Origin of the sequence: Candidatus Poriferisodalis sp., assembly GCF_965221945.1 — a bacterium.
In the GTDB taxonomy this organism is placed as follows: Bacteria; Actinomycetota; Acidimicrobiia; order Acidimicrobiales; family Poriferisodalaceae; genus Poriferisodalis.
The window spans coordinates 1507388-1526584 of the sequence record NZ_OZ244925.1 but is presented as its reverse complement, the minus strand read 5'-3'; the positions used below and the strand labels follow the sequence as shown (position 1 = coordinate 1526584).

General features: G+C 66.3%; 19 protein-coding genes. 13 read left to right on the top strand and 6 right to left on the bottom strand.

Annotation, left to right across the window (positions count from 1 at the left end; genetic code table 11):
* Positions 1–4: 4 nt before the first annotated feature.
* Positions 5–193: an EthD domain-containing protein gene (locus tag ACOQPH_RS07170; RefSeq protein ID WP_419553423.1), complete on the top strand. Its 189-nt coding sequence runs from the start codon at positions 5–7 to the stop codon at positions 191–193.
* Between the two features lie 240 nt (positions 194–433).
* On the opposite strand, the gene ACOQPH_RS07165 is transcribed toward ACOQPH_RS07170, so the two are convergent.
* The 3 genes from ACOQPH_RS07165 to ACOQPH_RS07155 are packed head-to-tail and all read right to left on the bottom strand — an operon-like array spanning position 434 to position 2395.
* Positions 434–907: a nuclear transport factor 2 family protein gene (locus ACOQPH_RS07165; protein ID WP_419553422.1), complete on the bottom strand. Its 474-nt coding sequence runs from the start codon at positions 905–907 to the stop codon at positions 434–436.
* Between the two features lie 31 nt (positions 908–938).
* On the bottom strand, positions 939–1967 hold the full coding sequence (locus tag ACOQPH_RS07160; protein ID WP_420623972.1) for an LLM class F420-dependent oxidoreductase: 1029 nt from the start codon (positions 1965–1967) through the stop codon (positions 939–941).
* 14 nt (positions 1968–1981) lie between these two features.
* A complete protein-coding gene (locus tag ACOQPH_RS07155) occupies positions 1982–2395 on the bottom strand; it encodes a RidA family protein (RefSeq protein ID WP_419553420.1) in 414 nt (137 codons plus the stop codon).
* A gap of 183 nt (positions 2396–2578) precedes the next feature.
* Here ACOQPH_RS07155 and ACOQPH_RS07150 point away from each other — a divergent pair, with 183 nt between their 5' ends.
* The 11 genes from ACOQPH_RS07150 to ACOQPH_RS07100 are packed head-to-tail and all read left to right on the top strand — an operon-like array spanning position 2579 to position 15507.
* On the top strand, positions 2579–3727 hold the full coding sequence (locus ACOQPH_RS07150) for a M24 family metallopeptidase (RefSeq protein WP_420623971.1): 1149 nt from the start codon (positions 2579–2581) through the stop codon (positions 3725–3727).
* 48 nt (positions 3728–3775) lie between these two features.
* On the top strand, positions 3776–4552 hold the full coding sequence (locus ACOQPH_RS07145) for an SDR family NAD(P)-dependent oxidoreductase (protein ID WP_419553418.1): 777 nt from the start codon (positions 3776–3778) through the stop codon (positions 4550–4552).
* Complete coding sequence (locus ACOQPH_RS07140; RefSeq protein WP_419553417.1) at positions 4552–5496, top strand: polysaccharide deacetylase family protein; 945 nt, start codon at positions 4552–4554, stop codon at positions 5494–5496. The genes ACOQPH_RS07145 and ACOQPH_RS07140 overlap by 1 nt, the downstream gene beginning before the upstream one ends.
* Positions 5496–6053 carry an ureidoglycolate lyase gene (locus ACOQPH_RS07135; RefSeq protein WP_419553416.1) on the top strand — a complete coding sequence of 186 codons (558 nt, stop codon included), beginning with the start codon at positions 5496–5498 and terminating at the stop codon, positions 6051–6053. Before ACOQPH_RS07140 ends, ACOQPH_RS07135 begins: the two co-directional genes overlap by 1 nt.
* Before the next feature lie 58 nt (positions 6054–6111).
* Positions 6112–8193, top strand: coding sequence for a hydantoinase/oxoprolinase family protein (locus ACOQPH_RS07130; RefSeq protein ID WP_419923354.1), 2082 nt, complete (start codon positions 6112–6114; stop codon positions 8191–8193).
* The gene (locus tag ACOQPH_RS07125; RefSeq protein ID WP_420623970.1) at positions 8193–9998 is read left to right on the top strand and encodes a hydantoinase B/oxoprolinase family protein; all 1806 of its coding nucleotides are present in this window, start codon (positions 8193–8195) and stop codon (positions 9996–9998) included. The genes ACOQPH_RS07130 and ACOQPH_RS07125 overlap by 1 nt, the downstream gene beginning before the upstream one ends.
* A complete protein-coding gene (locus ACOQPH_RS07120; protein ID WP_419553413.1) occupies positions 9991–11553 on the top strand; it encodes an acyl-CoA carboxylase subunit beta in 1563 nt (520 codons plus the stop codon). Before ACOQPH_RS07125 ends, ACOQPH_RS07120 begins: the two co-directional genes overlap by 8 nt.
* Positions 11554–11596: 43 nt before the next feature.
* Positions 11597–12700, top strand: a complete 1104-nt coding sequence (locus tag ACOQPH_RS07115; protein WP_419923352.1) for an LLM class flavin-dependent oxidoreductase — start codon at positions 11597–11599, stop codon at positions 12698–12700.
* 19 nt (positions 12701–12719) lie between these two features.
* Positions 12720–13616, top strand: coding sequence for an aminotransferase class IV (locus tag ACOQPH_RS07110; RefSeq protein ID WP_419553411.1), 897 nt, complete (start codon positions 12720–12722; stop codon positions 13614–13616).
* A gap of 25 nt (positions 13617–13641) precedes the next feature.
* A complete protein-coding gene (locus tag ACOQPH_RS07105) occupies positions 13642–14670 on the top strand; it encodes an aspartate aminotransferase family protein (RefSeq protein ID WP_419553410.1) in 1029 nt (342 codons plus the stop codon).
* Between the two features lie 9 nt (positions 14671–14679).
* Entirely contained in the window at positions 14680–15507 is an 828-nt protein-coding gene (locus ACOQPH_RS07100; RefSeq protein WP_419923351.1) for an SDR family NAD(P)-dependent oxidoreductase, read from the top strand.
* 17 nt (positions 15508–15524) lie between these two features.
* On the opposite strand, the gene ACOQPH_RS07095 is transcribed toward ACOQPH_RS07100, so the two are convergent.
* From ACOQPH_RS07095 to ACOQPH_RS07085, 3 genes are all read right to left on the bottom strand, one after another.
* A complete protein-coding gene (locus ACOQPH_RS07095; RefSeq protein WP_419553408.1) occupies positions 15525–16931 on the bottom strand; it encodes an amidase in 1407 nt (468 codons plus the stop codon).
* 2 nt (positions 16932–16933) lie between these two features.
* Positions 16934–17146 (bottom strand): hypothetical protein, encoded by a 213-nt coding sequence (locus tag ACOQPH_RS07090; RefSeq protein ID WP_419553407.1) that lies wholly within the window; start codon positions 17144–17146, stop codon positions 16934–16936.
* 64 nt (positions 17147–17210) lie between these two features.
* Positions 17211–18134: an alpha/beta hydrolase gene (locus ACOQPH_RS07085; protein ID WP_419553406.1), complete on the bottom strand. Its 924-nt coding sequence runs from the start codon at positions 18132–18134 to the stop codon at positions 17211–17213.
* Positions 18135–18166: 32 nt separating this feature from the next.
* Between ACOQPH_RS07085 and ACOQPH_RS07080 the strand changes: the two genes are divergently transcribed.
* A complete protein-coding gene (locus tag ACOQPH_RS07080; protein WP_419553405.1) occupies positions 18167–19183 on the top strand; it encodes an LLM class flavin-dependent oxidoreductase in 1017 nt (338 codons plus the stop codon).
* Positions 19184–19197: the final 14 nt, after the last annotated feature.

Sequence of the window (19197 nt, the reverse complement as noted above, 5' to 3'; positions counted from 1 at the left end):
ATTCGTGGCGTTCAAGCGGCGGCCCGACCTCGACCTCGAGGCCTTCCGCATCCACTGGCAGACGACCCATAGGGAAGTGCTCTGCGCCTTGCCGGGCGTGCAGGAGTACTGGCAGTACCCGACGCTCGACTCGGGCTACCGTAAACACGAGCCGACCTACGACGGTGTCGCCGAGGTGCGACTCGGACCCTGATCCTGACCACCGACCATGTGGTGGTCGACGGCGAGATACCGGCCCATGGCGTCAGCTGGCGTTCGTGAAGAGCCTCCCGGGCACGTCGCCACGACGGGGTCGCCCAGACCTGGTTCGACGACCTGACGCCATGAGAGCAAACGTCGGCTCACCGGAGCTGGCCCGGGTCCGAGACGACGAGCCCGACTTCCTCATCCAGGACCAGCTCGTGATGGCCATCGCGACGCCGCTGCAAATGGCCTAGGACTCTCCGACGAAGCGCTCTGCTTCCCAGCCCTTCTCGTAGGGCGAGAAGAAGGAGACCTCGATCCGTGTCGCGGCGATCTTCCAGTCGTCGCCGACCCGCCGATACCCGTCCAGGTAGGTCGCCGCGAGCCAGACCGCCCCCGCGTTGGCGTCGGTGCATGGCTGGAAGAGCAGCCACTGCCCGTTCGCCTCGTCGCCCTCGACCTCGATGATGGGGTTCATGACCTGGTGACGGGCGAGGGTCATGATCTCGGCCGCTCCCTTGAAGAACTCCCGGATCTCTTCCCGGCCGTTCAGGCTCGGGAACGACGGGCTGCCGTCCCAGGTGCCGTCCTCGGTGTAGAGGCCGGCGATTCCGTCGGCGTCGTAGTCGTCATCGCAGTAGGCGCAATAGCGTGCTTTCAGTTGCTTGATGGCCTCGATGTCCTCGAGCCGTTGCAGCCTCGCTTCGATGTCACTCGAACTCATGATGCTCCTCTCCCTCTCATGCCAGAAGTGGTCACAAGGCCGGCTGCCAGTCACCAGCGGCGACCAGATCGGAAGCCTGGGGCAGGACCTCGCGTCCGACTCGATCGATCTGCTCCCGGAGCTCGGAGAGCTCACCCGATGGGACGTCCATCAAACAGACGGCCAGTGAGTACCCGGCCTTGGCGAAGCCTTCGAGGTCCTCGAGGACCTGCTCGGCCGAGCCCGTGCAGATCATCCTGGGGCTGGCGGTGGCGAGAGCGTCGCTGGCATCGGTCACGTGCATCGTCGTGGCAGCGGCCATCGTGAACGTCTCGTGGGCCCGGCCGACCTGGTCGAGCTCGTCCCGGATGACGTCGTTCAGGGCGTCGTATCTGTTCGGCTCGGAGTACGGATCGAGGAACAGTGGATAGAAGCCATCACAATGGCGCGCTGCCCGCCGGGCGCCCGTGGCGGTCACCCCGCCGTACAGGATGGGTGGTCGGGGCTGCTGTACCGGTTTGGGATCCATCGAGAGGTTCTCGAACCTGAAGTGCTCACCTTCGAAGGCCACGACGTCGTCCGTCCAGCTGCGCTTGTAGATCTCGATGGACTCGATCGTGCGACGGCCACGTTCTGCGAAGTCGATACCCAGCGCGTCGTACTCCTCGGCCATCCAGCCCGCCCCGACACCGAGGATCAGGCGGCCGTTGGACAGGATGTCCACCGTCGCGAACTGCCGGGCGTCGCTCAGCGGGTTCCTGTACGGGGCGATCAGCACACTCGTGCCGAGCCTCAGTCGGGTCGTCACCGTGGCCACTGCACCCATGACCACCGCTGCGTCGAGCATCTCGTGACGGGGCTCGTACGCTCGCTCTCGAGACTCGTTGGCGACGTGCGCGCTCTCGCTCGCCATCGGCATACAGACGTGATCGGGAAACCACATCGAGTGGAAGCCGGCCCGTTCTGCGTCCTGGGCGACGCTCGTGGGATCCAGCAACGTTGCTGGCATGCTCCGCGCGAACAGGTTGATCTCGTCCCGATAGCCCAAGCCGTGCGTGTGCCCGTAGAGACCGATCTGCATCTTGCCCTCCCCTGCTAGCCCACGATCTCACCGTCGACCATGGCGATCACGTCGATCTCGATCATCAGCTCGGGCATCGCCAGCGCACTTACCTCGACGATCGTGTCGGCCGGGTAAGGGGGCGTGAACCACCGCTCACGGAGCTCCAGGATCTTGTCGTAGTAGCCCATGTCCGTCAGATAGATGGTCACCTTGATGATCTGATCGAGGCTCGACCCAGCGCTGCTGAGAACCCACTCGATGTTCTTGAACGCCTGCTCCGCCTGGGCGTCGAAGTCATCGACGCTCACGGGCTCGGCCCCGTCGGGGGTGACGCCCGGGAGCCCGGAGAGATAGACGAGGTCGCCGACCCGGTAGCCAGCGGCCAGATTGAACCGGGCGAAGGGGTCGGGGTCGGTGATGATTCGGTGGGCTTGAACCTTGGCCATGGGACTCCTCAGGTGAAGGGTCCGTGCTCCGCTGCAGGAAGAAGTCTTGCTCGTTCCCAGTCAAGAGACCATACTAGAAATAATCCCGGCGGATCGCGCGAAAACGCGGGTGACCCGAAGGAGGTCCCGATGACCCGCTCATCAGTCGGCACTGACCGACATTTCCAGAATCCCCTTCTCAGGATGAGCTCCCCCGAAGAGCGGGAGTCGCGCTACGGGAGACTGCGCGACATGATGCAGGACGAGGGTGTCGACGTGATGGTGGTCGTGGGGCGCGACGACATCCGCTATCGGGGTCGTACCGCCTACGTCTCCGATTACTGGCAGCTCCTCTCGGACGCCTTCGTCATCGTGCCCATGAAAGGCAACCCGATCTTCGTCGGGCATCCGGTTCTCGGGACCGCCCAGGCCGAGCAGTCCGACTGGCCGAGCGACTTCCGAACGGCCGGCCAGCCCGGGGAGGAGACCGCGCTGATTCTTCGCGATCTCGGACACGCCGCCGGCGAGGTCGGCGTGGTGGGGATGGCCGATGCCCTGTCCCATGCTCACTATCTGGAGATGACCGAGACGATCCCCGACGCCAACCTCCGGGATCTCACTCGACAGTTCGACGCCGTTCGCCAGGTGAAGAGCGACGAGGAACTGGCGAATCATCGTGAGACATCGGCGATCTTCGCTCAGATGTTCAAGGACCTCGAGCCGTCCATTCGACCGGGCGTCACCGAGATCGACCTCGTCGCCGAGGCCCACCAGATCTCGCGGGAGTACGGCTGTCGCTCGTCGATGGTGCTCGTCGGGTCGCCGCCGTTCGGTGCGCCTGCCTTCGGCACCATGAGGGAGATCGCCAAGGACGGTCTCGTGATGGTGTGGATCGAGGGACCGGGCCCGTCGGGTGCGTGGTTGGAAGCGCGTCAGCTGTACCGGCTCGGACCACTGTCCTCGGAGACACAGGACTTCTGGGACCTCCACGTCGAGTCGGTGACCGCTGGTATCGCCGCGCTGAAGCCGGGCGCGATGGCGAGCGACTTCGTGAAGACCACCGGTGAAGGTATGGCGGCTGGCGGCTGGCCGGTCGAGACGAATCCCGACGAACAGCACCACACATACAACCTCCACGGCATCGGCCACGACGCCATCGAGGGTGTCTGGGTGCCGGGGAACGATCGAGCTTGCCAAGAGAACGAGATCGTCAACGTCCATTGCTGGGTCGATTTCGCCGACCCCGCCGACGGAGACAAGCTCGGCTTTGTCGGCGTCACCGACAATGTGCTGGTCACCCCGGACGGGGGCCAGTTCATGACGTGGGACACACCCACGATCAACGAGCTCTGATCCTCTCGAGGTGATCTGGCTCGTCATGCAGAGAAAGGGAGGCCCACCATGCGCTTAGAAGGACGCACTGCGGTCATCACCGGGGGCGGCTCCGGCCTCGCCCGGGCCGTCGCCCTCCGATTTGCCGAGGAGGGTGCCAACGTCGTCGTCGGCGACATCCAGAAGGACCCGATCGGCGGTGGGCAGCCAACCGCTGACATGATCACCGAACAGGGCGGCAGCGCCATGTTCGTCCAGACCGACGTCAGCCGCTGGGACGACGTCGACAATGTGGTCAGCACGGCGGTCGACAGCTACGGCCGACTCGACGTGATGGTGAACGCGGCGGCTGTCTTCGAGGCGACGAACATCCTCGACACGACCGAGGAGATGTTCGACGTCCTCATGAACGTGAACGTGCGGGGCGTCTTCCTGTGCTGCAAGCGGGCGATCGCCGAGATGATCGACCAGCCCGAGATCAACGAGGTCCGGGGGAAGGTCATCAACTTCTCGTCCCAGCACGGGATGATCGGACCGCCCGACTTCTTCGCCTATGCGGTCAGCAAGGGCGCGATCATCAACATGACGCACCAGCTCGCCGTCGACTACGGACGCCACGGCATCATGGTGAACGCCATCGCCCCGGGGCGGATCCTCACCGGGACCCACGGTGACGTCGAAGACGACGACCATCCGTCGGTCGCCGAGTCGTTCAAGCGCACGCCCTTCCGACGCCTCGGACGGCCGGCGGACATCGCCGGTGCTGCCCTGTACCTGGCCTCGGACGACGCCAGCTACGTGTCGGGCATCAACCTGCTCGTAGACGGCGGCCACATGGCGTACTGATGGCGCCCCAGTTCCTCAACAACCAGGACGACTTCGGGTCGGGGCCGAGCCGCGACTACGTCGGCTACGGCGAGCACCCACCCGAGTTCTCGTGGCCAGGCGGCGCATCGGTGGCGATGAACATCGTCGTCAACTACGAGGAGGGGTCGGAGTACTCGCTGCCGATGGGTGACGGGCGCAACGACATGCTCGGCGAGGTGAACCGCCCGCTCGACCCGTCTATTCGCGATCTCGCCATGGAGTCGATGTACGAGTACGGCTCGCGCGTCGGAGTCTGGCGGGAGATGGGGATCTTCGCCGAGGCCGGCATCAACTGCACGTTCTTCGCCTGCGCCGTCGCCATCGAGCGAAATCCCGAGGTCGGTCGCAGGCTGATCGAAGAGGGTCACGAGATCTGCAGCCACGGGTATCGCTGGGTCGAGCACTATGCGATGACCAGAGACGAAGAGCGGGAGTCGATCCGCCTCGCCGTCGAGTCCTTCGAGAAGACTTGCGGTGAGCGACCGGTCGGGTGGTATTGCCGCTACGGGCCGAGTGTTCATACGCGGGAGCTGGTCGTCGAGGAAGGCGGCTTCCTCTACGACGGCGACTCGTACAACGACGAGCTGCCGTACTACGTCGATGTCGGAGGCACGTCACATCTGGTCGTGCCCTACGCGCTCGACCTGAACGACGTCCGCTTCGTCATGCCACAGGGGTACTCCTCCGGCGAGGATTTCTTCTCCGACGGTAAGGCGGCCGTCGACCGGCTCCGTCACGAGGCGGAACGGAGCGGCGTCGCCCGGATGCTGTCGGTCGGCACCCATCCACGTCTGTTCGGCCGGCCCGCACGCGCTGACGCCCTGGCCAGGCTGATCGACTACGCCCAGGGCACCGGTGACGTCTGGTTCGCCCGGCGAGACGAGATCGCCCGGTTCTGGCTGTCCGAGTTCCCGTCCGGCTGATGGCGACCAAGACCATCACCGCCGAGGCGCTGACCGAGGCGAGCTTCCGGGGGTTCGGGCAGGTCCTCGATCCGAACGCCTCCCGGGAGCCCGACTTCCACGGCCTCGGCTCGGTCGGATGGTTCGCCGACTTCCACTGTGGGAGCAGACCCCAGGTCGTCCTGTTGAGAACCGAGTACTTCGGGCTGCGCGTCAGCAAGCTCGAGCGCCACTTCCAGGTGGCCCAGACGTTCATCCCCCTCGAAGGTGTGCCGGCCGTCCTGGCCGTCGCTCCCCCCACCGAGCGCCAGGAGGCGTCGATTCCCGACCCCGACGACGTGCGGGCGTTCCTCATCGACGGCTCGGCCGGCTACCTGCTCAACGCGGGCACGTGGCACTCCCTCGATCGTCTGCCCATCCGGCCCGGCCACTCGTCGTTCGTCGCCATCTCCGACCAGGCGACGACCGACGAGCTGGCGTCGACTGACGAGAAGGACCTGAAGCTGACCCAGCAGGTCGATTACGAGGAGAGCTTCGATCTCGTCTTCGAGATCGACGTCTCCAGGAGCACCGGGTGAGCGAGCCCAGGAGCGCCTAGGGTGGCTCCGCGCTCGCACGACGCAGATCCGGGGTTGTATGAGCTACACGATCACCGTTGACACCGGCGGCACGTTCAGCGATCTCGTGCTCGCGGACGAGCACGAGGTGCTCGGTCTGTACAAGGGGGCCACGACGCCCGAGGACGTATTCGAGGGAATCCAGGTCGCCCTCGAGCTGGCCGCCGAGGACCAGGGTCAGACCGTCGCCGAGCTACTCGGGGACACCCGGACCTTCGTGTACTCCACGACCCACGCCAGCAACGCGATCATCGTCGGTACGACGGCTCGCACCGCCTTCGTGACCACCCGTGGCCACCCCGACATCCTCGTCTACCGGGAGGGTGGCCGTGACAACTCCCTGAACCTCGCGATGCCCTACCCCGAGCCCTATGTGCCCCGCTCGCTCACCTTCGAGCTCGACGAGCGGGTCCTGCACGACGGGACCGTCCACATCCCCCTGGACGAGGAGGCGTGCCGACGAGTGCTCGCCCGGCTGGGCGAGCTCGAGGTCGAAGCCGTCGGCGTGTGTCTGCTGTGGTCGATCGTCAATCCCTCCCACGAGGTGCGCGTCGGCGAGCTCATCGACGAGATGCTTCCCGGGGTCGAGTACACCCTGAGCCACGAGCTCAATCCCCTCGCCAGGGAGTACCGGCGAGCCTCGGCCACGGTCATCGATGCGTCGCTCAAGCCCCTCATGCGTGCTCACCTCGAGGACATCGACCACCGTCTCCGGGAGCTCGGCTTCCAGAGCGACCCCCTGATGGTGACGCACATCTCCGGGGGTGTCATGAGGATGGACGAGATGACGACCAAGCCACTGCACAGTGTCGACTCGGGGCCGGCGCTGGCGCCCGTGGCCGGCCAGGTGTACGCCGATGCAGGAGGGGCCTCGGAGATCTCCCGCGACGTGCTCGTCGTCGATGCGGGCGGGACATCCTTCGACGTCGGCCCCCTGCGAGACGGTCACATCGTCTACACCCGTGAGAAGTGGCTCGGCGAGAAGTGGTATGGCCACATGACGGGTCTCCCCGCTGTCGACACCCGGTCGATCGGCGCGGGCGGTGGCTCCATCGCCCAGGTCGACCGCGGTGGGCTCCTCACCGTCGGCCCCCAGTCGGCGGGAGCGCACCCGGGCCCAGCGTGCTACGGCTACGGCGGCGATCGTCCCACCGTCACCGATGCGGCTGTTGCGGTGGGGTACATCGACCCGGCCTTCTTCCTGGGTGGGCGGATGCGTCTCGACGTCGACCTGGCCCGCCGGGCCATCGACGACCATGTCGCGTCCCGGCTGGGAATGAGCGTCGAGGAGGCGGCCAGCGCGATCCTGACCGTCTCGAACGAGAACATGAGGTCCTTCGTCACCGAGCGCACCGTGGCCCAGGGGATCAACCCCAAGGACTGCATCATCGTGGCCGGCGGCGGGTCCTCGGGCCTGGGAATCGTCTCCATAGCGCGGGAGCTGGGTGTGCTCGGCGTGTTCATCCCGAAGCTGGCAGCCGGCCTGAGCGCGGTCGGTGGCCAGTACTCCGACATCACCTCGGTGTTCTCCCAGGGCGTTGCCACCTCGTCGGACAGCTTCGACTACGACCGGGTCAACGCCGCCTTCGCGACGATGCACAAGGCGATGGACGAGGCCGACACCCGCGTCGGGGGGGAGGGCAAGCGGAGCCGCGCCTTCACGGCCGAAGCGCGTTACGCCAATCAGCTCTGGGAGATCGATGTCCCGCTGGGCGATCGGCGAGGCTTCGACGGCCCCGACGATGTCGCTGACCTCCAGGCTCGCTTCGACGACATACATCAGGCCGTGTTCGCCGTGAACGAGCCGGGCGCGCCCATCGAGGTGATCGCCTGGCGCGGTGAGACCCGGACAGCGAGCGCCCGACCGAAGCTTCCCACCCTGCCAACCGACGAGTCCCTGAGGGTCGAGGAGCACAGGGTTGCCTACTTCGAAGGGCGGTCGATCGAGACCGAGATCTTCCGGGCCGGGGGCCTGAGGGACGGCGAGATCATCGAGGGGCCGGCCATCATCGAGGAGGAGACCACGACGATCGTGGCACCCCCGGGGTCGACGATCGAGGTCACCGCAGCCGCATACATCGCGACGCCTGGAGGTGAGTGATGGCTTCGACGGCGACAGAGGTCGATGCGGTCGAGCTGGCGGTGATGTCGAGCCGCTTCGAGGGGATCGTGCGCCAGATGGAGAACACCCTCCTTCGGGCGGCCCGGTCGACGACGTTGGCGATCTCCCGCGACTTCTCGTGTTCGCTTGCCACGGCGGACGGTGACCTGATCGCTGTCGGCGAGGGGCTGCCGGTCCACGTGTACGGCGCTTCGCTCCTCAACCAGGCGATGCTCGAGGCCCATCCCGTTGTCCAGGAGGGCGACGCCTTCCTGCACAACGACCCCTATACCGGCGGCACCCACGCGGCCGACTACTCGCTCATCGTCCCCGTCTTCATCGACGGTGAGCACATGTTCACCGCGATCGCCAAGGGCCATCAGGCCGACATCGGCAACTCGATCCCCACGACCTATATGCCCCACGCGCGCGATGTCTACGAGGAAGGCGCCCTGCTCTTCCCCTCGGTGAAGATCCAGGAGAGCTACGAGGACGTCGCCGACATCATCCGGATGTGCCAGCGGCGGATCCGGGTCCCCGAGATCTGGTACGGCGACTATCTCGCCCAGGTCGCGGCGTGCCGCGTCGCCGAGCGCTCGCTGAATGAGTTCTGCTCGAGGTACGGACGTGAGAAGGTCGTCGCCTTCCTCGAAGCCTGGTTCGACTACTCCGAGATCAGGTGCCAGGAGGCCATTCGCGAGCTGCCGGCCGGCCACATCGAGGCGCGCAGCCACCTCGACCCGTTCCCCGGGCTACCCGACGGGCTGCCACTGATGGCCGACATCGACGTCGACAACACGACGGGCACGGTCACGATCGATCTGCGCGGCAATGCCGATTGCCTGCCGGTCGGGTTGAACCTGAGCGAGGCGACCGCGGTGAACGGGGTCATCGCCGGGACGCTGTACGTCGTGAACTCGCAGCGAGAGAGCCGGACCCCCCGGGTCGAGTTCAACGCGGGATCGTTCCGGTGCTTCGACGTGAAGATCCGCGAGAACTGCTGTGTCGGGATCCCGAGATTCCCTCGATCGTGCTCGATGGCGACGACGACGATCTCCGAGCGGCTCTTCCCGCTGGTCTTCTACGCCTTCGCCGAGCTCGTCGAGGGGTGGGGAGCCGCTGAGCCGTGCTACGGGCACCCGCCCTGCTTCGGCGTCGTGTCCGGCTATGACCCCCGCAAGGGAAGCGACTACATCGCCCAGCTGTTCAACGGTACGGCCGGAGGGCCCGCAACGGCCGAGTCCGACGGCTGGCTCTCCCTGGTCGCGATCAACTGCAACGGTCTGCTCTATCGCGACTCGATCGAGGTGGACGAGGCCAAGTACCCGCTCATCATCACCCAATCGCAGATCCGACCCGACTCCGAAGGGGCCGGTCGCACGCGAGGCGCGCCCGGGAACCTCTGCGAATACGGGCCCCTCCTCGACGAGATGCGCGTTCACTACCAGATGGAGGGAATCGTCCATCCCGCCCGGGGTGTCCGCGGTGGCGACGGGCCGACCGTGTGCTCGGCGGCCGTCGTCGGTCCCGCCGGTGGGGTGACCGAACGGCCCGAGGCGGTGGCGGCCGTCGACCTCCAGCCCGGCGAGAGGATCCTGTCCCGGTCAGCGGGTGGTGGTGGGTACGGCAGCCCCCTCGAGCGCGATCCCGACCTCGTGCTGACCGACGTGCGTGAGCGGTACGTCACGCTCGGCCGAGCCCGCGACGCCTACGGCGTCGTCATCACCGGCGACCCGGATCGCTTCGAGACACTCGAGGTCGACCGGGCCGCGACCTCCGAGCTCCGGGCCGGTCGCCTTGGCTGAGGCCGATCAGCACGAAGCGGTCCGTGAGCTTCGGGAGAAGGCGGTGACCGTCCGCGACGAGATGGGCGGAGCCGAGAAGGTCGAGCGGATGCGGACGGAGGGCACGCCGACCGTCCGGGACCATATCGAGGGGTTCCTCGATGGGGGGAGCTTCCGGGAGATCGGGACGTTCAGCCGCTCGATGCGCCTGGAGGACAGGGACCGAACCCCCGGCGACGGCAAGATCGGTGGGCACGGAACCGTCGAGGGCCGACCGGTCGCCGTCTTCGGCGACGACATAACCGTCCTCCGGGGCTCGAGCTCGATCGTGGGGACCCGCAAGGAGTACCGCCTCTTCGAACGAGCCCTGGCCATGGGCGTTCCGATCGTGCACTTCGGCCAAACGGGAGGGGCGCGCATTCCCGACACGATGGGGGCAGAGGGGATCTCCGAGCCCGGCGACCTCTTCACGATGGCCGCCCGCCACCACCAGGTCCCGATGGCGACAGCGATCGTGGGACAGTCCTTCGGCGGCTCGTCGTTTCTGTCCGCGATGTCGGACTTCGTCGTCATGACCGAGGGCTCGTGTCTGGCCGTGACATCCCCGCGCGTGTTCGAGATCGCGACCGGCGAGATCATCAGCTTCGAGGAGGTCGGCGGCGTCGCCGTCCACGCCGAGACGACCGGCCAGATCGATCTCGGGGTCGAGGCCGATGAAGAAGCGTGGGCGGCGATCCGCCGCTGGCTGAGCTATCTCCCGTCGAACGCTCACCAGCCGCCTCCGCGGGGCGAGCCTCCGGGCGAGATCGAGCCCGACCCCGGGCTCGTTGGACTCGTCCCGACCCAGCGAACCAGGGGCTACGACATGCGTAGGGTCGTCACCCGGCTCTGCGACGAGGGCTCCGTCTTCGAGCTCCAGCCCCGCTATGCCCGCAGCGTCGTGAGCGCGCTGGCCCGCATCGACGGCTTCTCAGTTGGCGTGGTCGCCAACAACCCGATGTTCAACGCCGGGGTGCTCGACCCGGAGTCATGTCACAAGATCATCCGCTTGATGACCGTGTGCGATGCGTTCAACCTCCCCGTCATCTTCATCGTCGACGTACCCGGCTTCATGGTCGGACGCCGGGTCGAGCACGACCGGATGCTCCACTGGGGTATGCGCATGATGCAGGCCCTGCAGCTCGCATCGACGCCAACCCTCACCGTGTGTGTGCGCAAGGCGTTCGGGCTGGCGTGGCAGGCGATGAACGGGTCCCAGATGCCGGCCCACGGCGTCTATGCGTGGCCCGGAGCGGAGATCGGCTTCATGGACCCCGAGGTCGGGGTGAACGTCGCCTACGGGACCAAGCTGGCCCAGATCGCCGACGAGGACGAGCGCGAGGCCGAGCGGGCCCGGTTGGTGACCGAGGTGGCCGAGGCGACGTCGCCGTACGAGGCGGCCGGCACGATGAGAGTCGACGAGATCATCGATCCGGCCGAGACTCGCATGATCCTGGCCGAGGACCTGAACAGCCTGGCCAGCCGTTCCCTGCCCCCACCCGAGTCCAGGCCCCTCAGCTGGTGGCCGAGTTGCTGACTCGCGATCGTCTATAGGCTGTCGGTGACGTCGGAGGTTCACCATGCACGTTGGCTATTCGGCGAACTTTCAGAACCCGGCTGATGCCCTTCCCGACAGTGAAGTCTGGGGTAGTGAGCTCGAGTTGATCGACGAGCTGGAGAGTCTCGGTTTCGAGTCACTCTGGACGGTCGAGCATCACTTCACCGACTACATCATGTGCCCCGACCCGGTGCAGTTCCTCACGTACCACGCCGGCCGCACGGAGAGAATCCTGCTCGGCACGGGTGTCATCGTGTTGCCCTGGCACGACCCCATGCGGATCGCCGAGCAGATCACCATGCTCGACAATCTCTCGGGTGGACGTCTGATCCTCGGTCTCGGCCGCGGTATCGCGCGCGTCGAGTACGACGGCTTCCGGGTCGACATGAACACCAGTCGCGAGAGGTTCATCGAGTACGCCGAGATGATCATCGAAGGGCTCGAACGGGGCTATCTCGAGCACGACGGTGAGTTCGTCCAACAACCCAGACGCGACATCAGGCCCAGACCCGAGCATTCGTTTCGGGGGCGGACCTACGCGGCTGCCGTCTCGCCCGAGTCGATGCCGATCATGGCCAAGCTCGGTGTCGGCCTGCTCGTCATCCCTCAGAAACCATGGGACATCGTCGAGCAAGACTTCGCTGTCTACAACGAGATCTACGAACAGGAGAACGGCTGCGCCGCTCCACCGCCGCTGTCGGGTGGGAGCTGCTTCGTCGACGAGTCGGCCGATCGGGCCGAGGAGATGGCGCACCGGTACATGGGGGCCTACTACGCGTCGATCATGCAGCACTACGAGTTCGGCGATGACCCTCACCGCGGCGTCAAGGGGTACGAGTTCTACACGAACATCACGAAGTACATCTCCCGCCATGGTGCCGAGGGAGCCGCCGACGACTTCGTGAAGCTCATGCCGTGGGGGACACCCGAGCAGGTCATCGAGAAGTTCGAGTTCATCAAGAACACGATCAACGCAGCCGGCTTCATGCCCGGATTCAGCTACGGCGGCATGCCCTACAGCGAGGTCGAGCGGAGCGTCCGTCTCTTCGCCGACAAGGTCCTGCCCGAGCTCAAGTCGTGGGACGCGCCGCCGTTACAGGTGCCCGCCCTCGCATCCGCCGCCTGAGCCGGCCGGGTTGGCGCCGATGACCGACTACAGCTCCGGGTGCGCTTGGGTCGACGGCGAGTTCGTCCCTTATGAGGCCGCCACGGTGCCCATCGCCGACACCGGCTTCCAGCACGCCGATCTCACCTACGACGTGGTCGGCGTATGGGGGGGCGCGTTCTTCCGGCTCGACGACCACCTCGACCGGTTCGAGAAGAGCTGGCAGACGATCTGTATGAACCCACCGGTCACTCGATCGGAGATGAGGGAGATCCTCTTCGAGTGTGTGCGCCGCTCCAGTCTCCGCGAAGCGTTCGTCGACATGCTGGTCACCCGGGGCATCCCCCACTCTCGTACCGCCGATCCGCGGACCTTCGTGAACCGGTTCTACGCCTATGCGATCCCGTACGTCTGGATCGTCCCCGCCGAACGTCAGGAGACGGGCTCGCATCTGGTGATCGCCGAGAACACGATCCGCATCCCGCCCGAAGCCGTCGACCCGACGGTGAAGAACCATCACTGGGGCGACCTCATGCAAGGGATGTTCGAGGCCTTCGACCGGGGCGGCGATCTCGTCGTGCTGCCCGATGCCGCCGGCAATGTGACCGAGGGCAACGGCTTCAACGTCTTCGCCGTCGCCGGCGAGCGGCTCTATACGCCCGATCGGGGCGTCCTCGAAGGTGTCACCCGTCGAACGGTCATCGAGCTCGCCTCCTCGGTCGGTATCGACACCGTGGTGGCACCGCTGCCGGTCGACGACGTGAGAGCGGCCGACGAGCTGTTCGTGACCAGTACGGCCGGCGGGGTCATGCCGGTCACGGTGCTGGATGGTGAGACGATCGGCGACGGGAAGCCCGGGCCGGTCACGACCCGTGTACGGGACCTCTACTGGGCGGCCCACAGCGACCCGGCCTACATCACGCCAGTCGACTACTGACACAACCAGACGACAGGAGGCAGCGATGCCACCGGGCACCGATCTCGACGTGGCTGTCGAGGCCGCTCGTCGCCGGTACGCCGACCGTCGGCCCGAGAGCGCGCGCCTCGCAGCGGCCGCTCGCGAGTTCCTGCCCGGGGGGAACACCCGCTCCGTGCTCGACTTCGAGCCGTTCCCGTTCCGTGTCGTGTCGGCCGAGGGGGGACTGCTGACCGACGTCGACGGTCACACCTATGTCGATCTGCTGGGCAACTACACGGCCGGCCTCCTCGGGCATCGTCCCGAGGCGGTCCGGCGGGCGGTGATCACGGCCCTGGACGCCGGGCTGTCGATCGGCGCCACGCACCCGGCCGAGCTCGAGCTCGCCAGGCTGGTGTGCGAGAGGTTTCCGTCGATCGATCAGGTCCGGTTCACCAACTCGGGGACAGAAGCGAACCTCTACGCCATCGCGACTTCGCTTCACGCCACGGGGCGACCGGGCGTTTTGGTGTTCCATGGTGGCTACCACGGTGGCGTCCTGTACTTCGGGCCGACCGGCAGGCCCCTGAACGTTCCCCACAAGTGGGTCTTCGCCGACTACAACGACACCGAGTCCGTTCGTCGTGCCTTCGCCGCTCATCCCGACGACATCGGCTGCGCTCTCGTCGAGCCGATGATCGGCGCCAGCGGCTGTATCCCCGGCGAGCCCGACTTCCTCGCCGAGCTGAGTGCCCAGTGCGATGCCTACGGAGCTCAGCTGATCTTCGACGAGGTGATGACGTCGCGGCTCTCGCCAGGCGGTGCCCAGGAGGTGCTCGGCATCACCCCCGACATGACGACGCTCGGCAAGTACATCGCCGGCGGTCTGACGATCGGTGCCTTCGGTGGTCGTCGTGAGCTGATGGCTGCCTTCGACCCGGCGGCCGGTGGCGGGCTGACCCAGGGCGGCACGTTCAACAACAACAACACCGTGAGCATGGCAGCCGGCGTCGCGGCCCTGACCGAGGTTCTGACACCAGAGCTCATGGCCCGGCGCCTCGGTGCTTTCGTCGCCGAGCAGTCTCGTTCGGTGTAAAAGCTCCCCATGTCCTACGAGCTGACTGGTCTCCAGGATCGAGTGGCGGTGGTCACCGGCGCAGGACGTATGAGGTCGATCGGCCGCCCGATCGCGGTCGCTCTCGCCCGCGCCGGGTGTGACGTCGTGATCACCGGCACCGGACGAGCACCCGCCGACTACCCCGAGGACGAGCAAGAGGCCGGCTGGCGCGACATCGACTCCGTCGCCGATGAGATACGTGGCGAGGGTCGCAGTGCCCTGCCCGTCGTGAGCGACGTGGCCGATCCCGACGCCGTCCAGTCGCTGCTCGCTCAGATCGTCGACGAGCTCGGGCCGGTCCACATCGTCGTGAACAACGCTGGCGCCGCCAAGGGCGCCGATCGTGTCCCCATCGTCGACCTCGAATTGGCTGCGTGGAACACGGTCATGAACGTGAATCTCACGGGCACGTTCCTGATGTCGAAGTACTTCGCGCGACACATGATCGAGCACAGCGAAGGGGGCTCGTTCGTGAACATCTGCTCGGTCTCGCCGCGCATCCTGGCGCCGAATAGCGCCGCCTACGCGACCAGCAAGGCTGCGGTGGAGACCTTGACGGCGTTCCTGGCCCAGGAGCTCGGTCGCCACGGCATCACCGCCAATGCGATCAACCCCGGGCTGATCGACACGTTCCGCCACGACGACTGGGGCCGGGGGGAGGAATGGACCGACTACATCGACAGTCGGATCGCAATGGAGCGGGCTGGAACGGGTGAGGACGTCGCTCACCAGGTTGTCTATCTGTGCAGCGATCAGGGCCGGTGGATCACTGGGCAGAGCTACACCATCGATGGTGGCATGGCGCCCGCGAGCTGATCGTCGGCCTGACCGGCTCAGATGTCGGGGTGCATCGTGTACCACTTCTCGGATTGCTCGTAGGCCCGTGCCACCTGGAACATCGTCACCTCGTCGAAGGGCTTGGCGGCGATCTGGAACCCGGTGGGGAAGCCATCGGCGTCGAAGCCACAGGGAACCTGGATAGCCGGGAGCCCGGTGAAGTTGAAGATGGGCGTATAGATCTCGAACGCCGAGCCGATGAAGTTCAGTCCGGGCGACTCCTCGGGCACCGGCCCGGGCCCCTGGAAGCCGGCCGTCGGCAACATGAGAACGTCACACTGGCTGGTGAGAGCGGCGCAGAGATCGTCGCGGACCTGGGCTCGGCACCGTGACGCCAGCAGGTAGTACGTGCTGCTGACCAGCATCCCCCACTGGAGAAACTGGCGGGTGTTCGGATTGAACTCGTGTCCACGGTTGCGCACATTGCGAAGGTGGATCGCGGCTGCGTCGGCCCACAGCGTCGGCCACTGGATGGCTTCGAGCTCGGCGAGACCGATGCTCGACACCCTGACGATCTCTGCGCCGAGGCTGCGGTATCTGTCGACCGCCTGCTCGTAGACCTCGAGCACCTTCGGATCACACGTCGCCTCGTAGAGGTCGGTCAGCAGGCCGATGCGCATGCCACCGATGTCCCGTCCGAGCTTCGCCGTGAAATCGGGTACCGGGGCGTTCGCCGAGCCCGGGTCGAGCTCGTCGTAGCCGGCCAGCCCCTGGAGCACGAGCGCCGAGTCCTTCACCGTCCTCGCTAGGGGCCCCGGGTGGTCGAGGCTCCACGCGAGCGGGAGTATCCCCCTCCTGCTCACCCGGCCATAGGTGGCCTTGAGCCCGACGTGCAGCAGACACTGGGCCGGCCAACGGATCGAGCCGCCCGTGCACGAGCCCATCGCCGAGTAGGCCATGCCCGCAGCGACCGCTCCAGCCGAGCCACTGCTCGAGCCGCCCGCCTCCAGGGACAGATCCCACGCACTGCGCACCGGCTCGACAGGCGATTCCAGGCTCTGGACGCCATAGGCGAACTCATAGGTCGCCGTCTTGCCCAGGATCAGGGCGCCCGCGTCCTTGAGCTTCTTGACGGCGACACAGTCCTCCTCGGCCACATAGTCCTGCAGGGGCTGGGAGCCCCAGGTCGTGCGCCCCATCTCGTAGATGTCCTTGATACCCATCGGTATCCCGTGGAGGGGACCGCGGTAGTCGCCTCGGGCGATCTCCTGCTCGGCCCGCTTCGCGTCGTCCATGACCTGCTCGTCGAAGACCGTGTAGTAGGCGTGGATGATCGGGTTCAGCTCCTCGATGCGGGTGAGCATGAGTTCTGTCACCTCGACGGGTGACACCTGCCGCTGCCGGATCCGCTCCGACAGGGACTCCATCGAGGCGAACGCCAATTCCTGTCCCGTGCTCGCCATGGCTACCGGTACCTCTCCAGGTCGTGAACCACGATCGGCTCGCTCAGCGGGAACTCCATGTCGTTGCCCATCGATCGGGTCCGGAGCATGTCCTCCAGGACCCGCTGCCACCCGATCAGGGCTTCATAGGCGGGAATGAGCTCCTCGAGATCCTCTTCGCTGGGTTCGATGCCCCACTCGGAGAGCTTGGCGATGACGATCTCCCGGGAGTCCATGGCCGCTCCTTCATCTCTCGTGAGACGGAGCCTATGGGTCCCCGTGGGGTCGAAGTCCGGGCTCTCACAGCCACCGGCGGAACCACTCGCCGCATGCGCCGGCCACCTCCCGCACCTTGGCCTCGTCGCGGTACAGGCCGAGATGCCCGGAGCGGGGCACGACCTCGAGGTGCTTCTTGGGTGTCGGGATGGCGCCGTAGGCCTCGATCTCGAGGTCCCACATCGTGTGGTCATCGCCTTCGGCCACCACCATCATGGTCGGGACGTCCACGAGGCGCTCGACGAACGGGTAGACGCTGTAGGCGAGCAGCATCTCCGTCGATGCGACCGTCGCCCTGTTCTGGTAGTTGGGGGCCCTGTTCTGTTGGAGCCACTCGAAGGTGTCACGCGACGCGGGGAACGGCCATGTCGAGACCTCGGTCTCGGGGGTCCGCGTGCCGTGAGGGATGTGCGAGTGCTCGCCGGTCACGAAGAGCTTCCTCCGGGCGGCGGCAATGGCCTCTTCCAGTCGGCGCATGCCGAGCGTCCCGTGTGCTCGGCGCAGCGTGCGGAGCCCGTCGACGACGGGAACGATCGACACGACGCATCTCACGCGGGGGTCGGTGGCGCCGAGGATGAGCACGTGGCCCCCTGAATAGGAGATCCCCCAGGCACCGACCCGCGCCGCATCGACGTCCGGGCGCGTCTCCAAATAGGAGATCGCATTGCGGTAGTCCTCGATCTGGTCGTGAGGGTCGAGGTGCTGGCGGGGCTCACCCCCCGAGGTGCCGAGCCGGCGATAGTCGATCAACAGAGCCGCCAGCCCGATGGCCGCGAATGCCTCGGCATAGAGCGGCTGCACGAGCTCCTTGACGTAGCACCATCCCCCCGCGAGCACGACAACCGGTGGCCGCTCGACGCCATCGGGCAGGTAGAAGTAGGCCTCGATAGTATCTCCAGCGCTCGTGAACTCGACGGTGTCACGGGTGAAGGACCCACCATCAGTCATCGTGGTCCTCTTCCTCGAGGAGGCGTGCCGGCATGGACATCGGCGTCAAGATACCCAACCACGGTCTGTTGACCCGAGACGAGACGGACTTCTACCTCCAGCCGATTCAGCCGGCTGACGTCCGTCCCTTCGAGTTCGCCCAGCTCGCAGAACGCCTTTCCTACCACTCGATCTGGCTCTCGGATCATGTCGTGATGGGGGGCGACCTCTCGATGGACTACCCGGTGACCTCGTCGCGGACGAGGGCCTATCCGGAGAGGCCGATGATGCTCGATGTCGCCGTGCTGTTGGGGGGCCTCGCTCACGCGACCGAACGGATCAGATTCGCTCCCTCGGTCCATATCGCGCCCTACCGGCATCCCCTCGCGTCGGCACATCAGTTCGCGACCGCCGACCAGCTCTCCGAGGGCCGGGTGATCATGGGCGTCGGGATCGGGTGGGAGGAGGACGAGTTTCGCGCCCTCGGCGCCGACTTCGAGAACCGCGGTGAGGTCACCGAGGAGTGCATCGAGATCTACAAGAAGGCGTGGTCCGACGACTGGATCGACCACGACGGGAAGCACTTCACGATCCATGGTGTCTCGATGGACCCGAAGCCATACCAGCAGCCCCGGCCGCCGATCGTCTACGGCGCAACGACGCCGATCGGAGCACGACGCGCTGCCCGACAATGCGACGGGCTCTACACCGTTCACGCCGAGCCCCATTGCCCGGTCGACTTCTACGCCGCTGCGAAGCACGCCGCGATTGCCGAAGGCGAGCGAATCGGCAAGGACATGTCGGGATTCTGGTACGGCACGATCTGCTCGGCGCTGCTCTGTGACTCCGACGATCCCATCCTCCGTGGGGCCAACCGGCCGACGATGACCGGAACGGCCGAAGACCTCCTCGAGGAGCTCGAGCGGTACGCCAACGAGGGGTACGGGCACGTGACGCTGATCTTCGACGTTCGGTCGAACACGATCGACGAGCTGTTCGATCTGGTGACCCGGTTCGGTGAGGAGGTGCTGCCGGAGGCCCAGAAGATCGAGGCCGCCCCCTTCGTCTGAGCTGCTGGGGGAGC

Excerpts from the sequence above, each read along its gene's own strand:
- ACOQPH_RS07165 (WP_419553422.1), bottom strand. The coding sequence starts at position 907 with ATGAGTTCGAGTGACATCGAAGCGAGGCTGCAACGGCTCGAGGACATC.
- ACOQPH_RS07160 (WP_420623972.1), bottom strand. The coding sequence starts at position 1,967 with ATGCAGATCGGTCTCTACGGGCACACGCACGGCTTGGGCTATCGGGAC.
- ACOQPH_RS07155 (WP_419553420.1), bottom strand. The coding sequence starts at position 2,395 with ATGGCCAAGGTTCAAGCCCACCGAATCATCACCGACCCCGACCCCTTC.
- ACOQPH_RS07150 (WP_420623971.1), top strand. The coding sequence starts at position 2,579 with ATGAGCTCCCCCGAAGAGCGGGAGTCGCGCTACGGGAGACTGCGCGAC.
- ACOQPH_RS07145 (WP_419553418.1), top strand. The coding sequence starts at position 3,776 with ATGCGCTTAGAAGGACGCACTGCGGTCATCACCGGGGGCGGCTCCGGC.
- ACOQPH_RS07140 (WP_419553417.1), top strand. The coding sequence starts at position 4,552 with ATGGCGCCCCAGTTCCTCAACAACCAGGACGACTTCGGGTCGGGGCCG.
- ACOQPH_RS07135 (WP_419553416.1), top strand. The coding sequence starts at position 5,496 with ATGGCGACCAAGACCATCACCGCCGAGGCGCTGACCGAGGCGAGCTTC.
- ACOQPH_RS07130 (WP_419923354.1), top strand. The coding sequence starts at position 6,112 with ATGAGCTACACGATCACCGTTGACACCGGCGGCACGTTCAGCGATCTC.
- ACOQPH_RS07125 (WP_420623970.1), top strand. The coding sequence starts at position 8,193 with ATGGCTTCGACGGCGACAGAGGTCGATGCGGTCGAGCTGGCGGTGATG.
- ACOQPH_RS07115 (WP_419923352.1), top strand. The coding sequence starts at position 11,597 with ATGCACGTTGGCTATTCGGCGAACTTTCAGAACCCGGCTGATGCCCTT.
- ACOQPH_RS07110 (WP_419553411.1), top strand. The coding sequence starts at position 12,720 with ATGACCGACTACAGCTCCGGGTGCGCTTGGGTCGACGGCGAGTTCGTC.
- ACOQPH_RS07105 (WP_419553410.1), top strand. The coding sequence starts at position 13,642 with ATGCCACCGGGCACCGATCTCGACGTGGCTGTCGAGGCCGCTCGTCGC.
- ACOQPH_RS07100 (WP_419923351.1), top strand. The coding sequence starts at position 14,680 with ATGTCCTACGAGCTGACTGGTCTCCAGGATCGAGTGGCGGTGGTCACC.
- ACOQPH_RS07095 (WP_419553408.1), bottom strand. The coding sequence starts at position 16,931 with ATGGCGAGCACGGGACAGGAATTGGCGTTCGCCTCGATGGAGTCCCTG.
- ACOQPH_RS07090 (WP_419553407.1), bottom strand. The coding sequence starts at position 17,146 with ATGGACTCCCGGGAGATCGTCATCGCCAAGCTCTCCGAGTGGGGCATC.
- ACOQPH_RS07085 (WP_419553406.1), bottom strand. The coding sequence starts at position 18,134 with ATGACTGATGGTGGGTCCTTCACCCGTGACACCGTCGAGTTCACGAGC.
- ACOQPH_RS07080 (WP_419553405.1), top strand. The coding sequence starts at position 18,167 with ATGGACATCGGCGTCAAGATACCCAACCACGGTCTGTTGACCCGAGAC.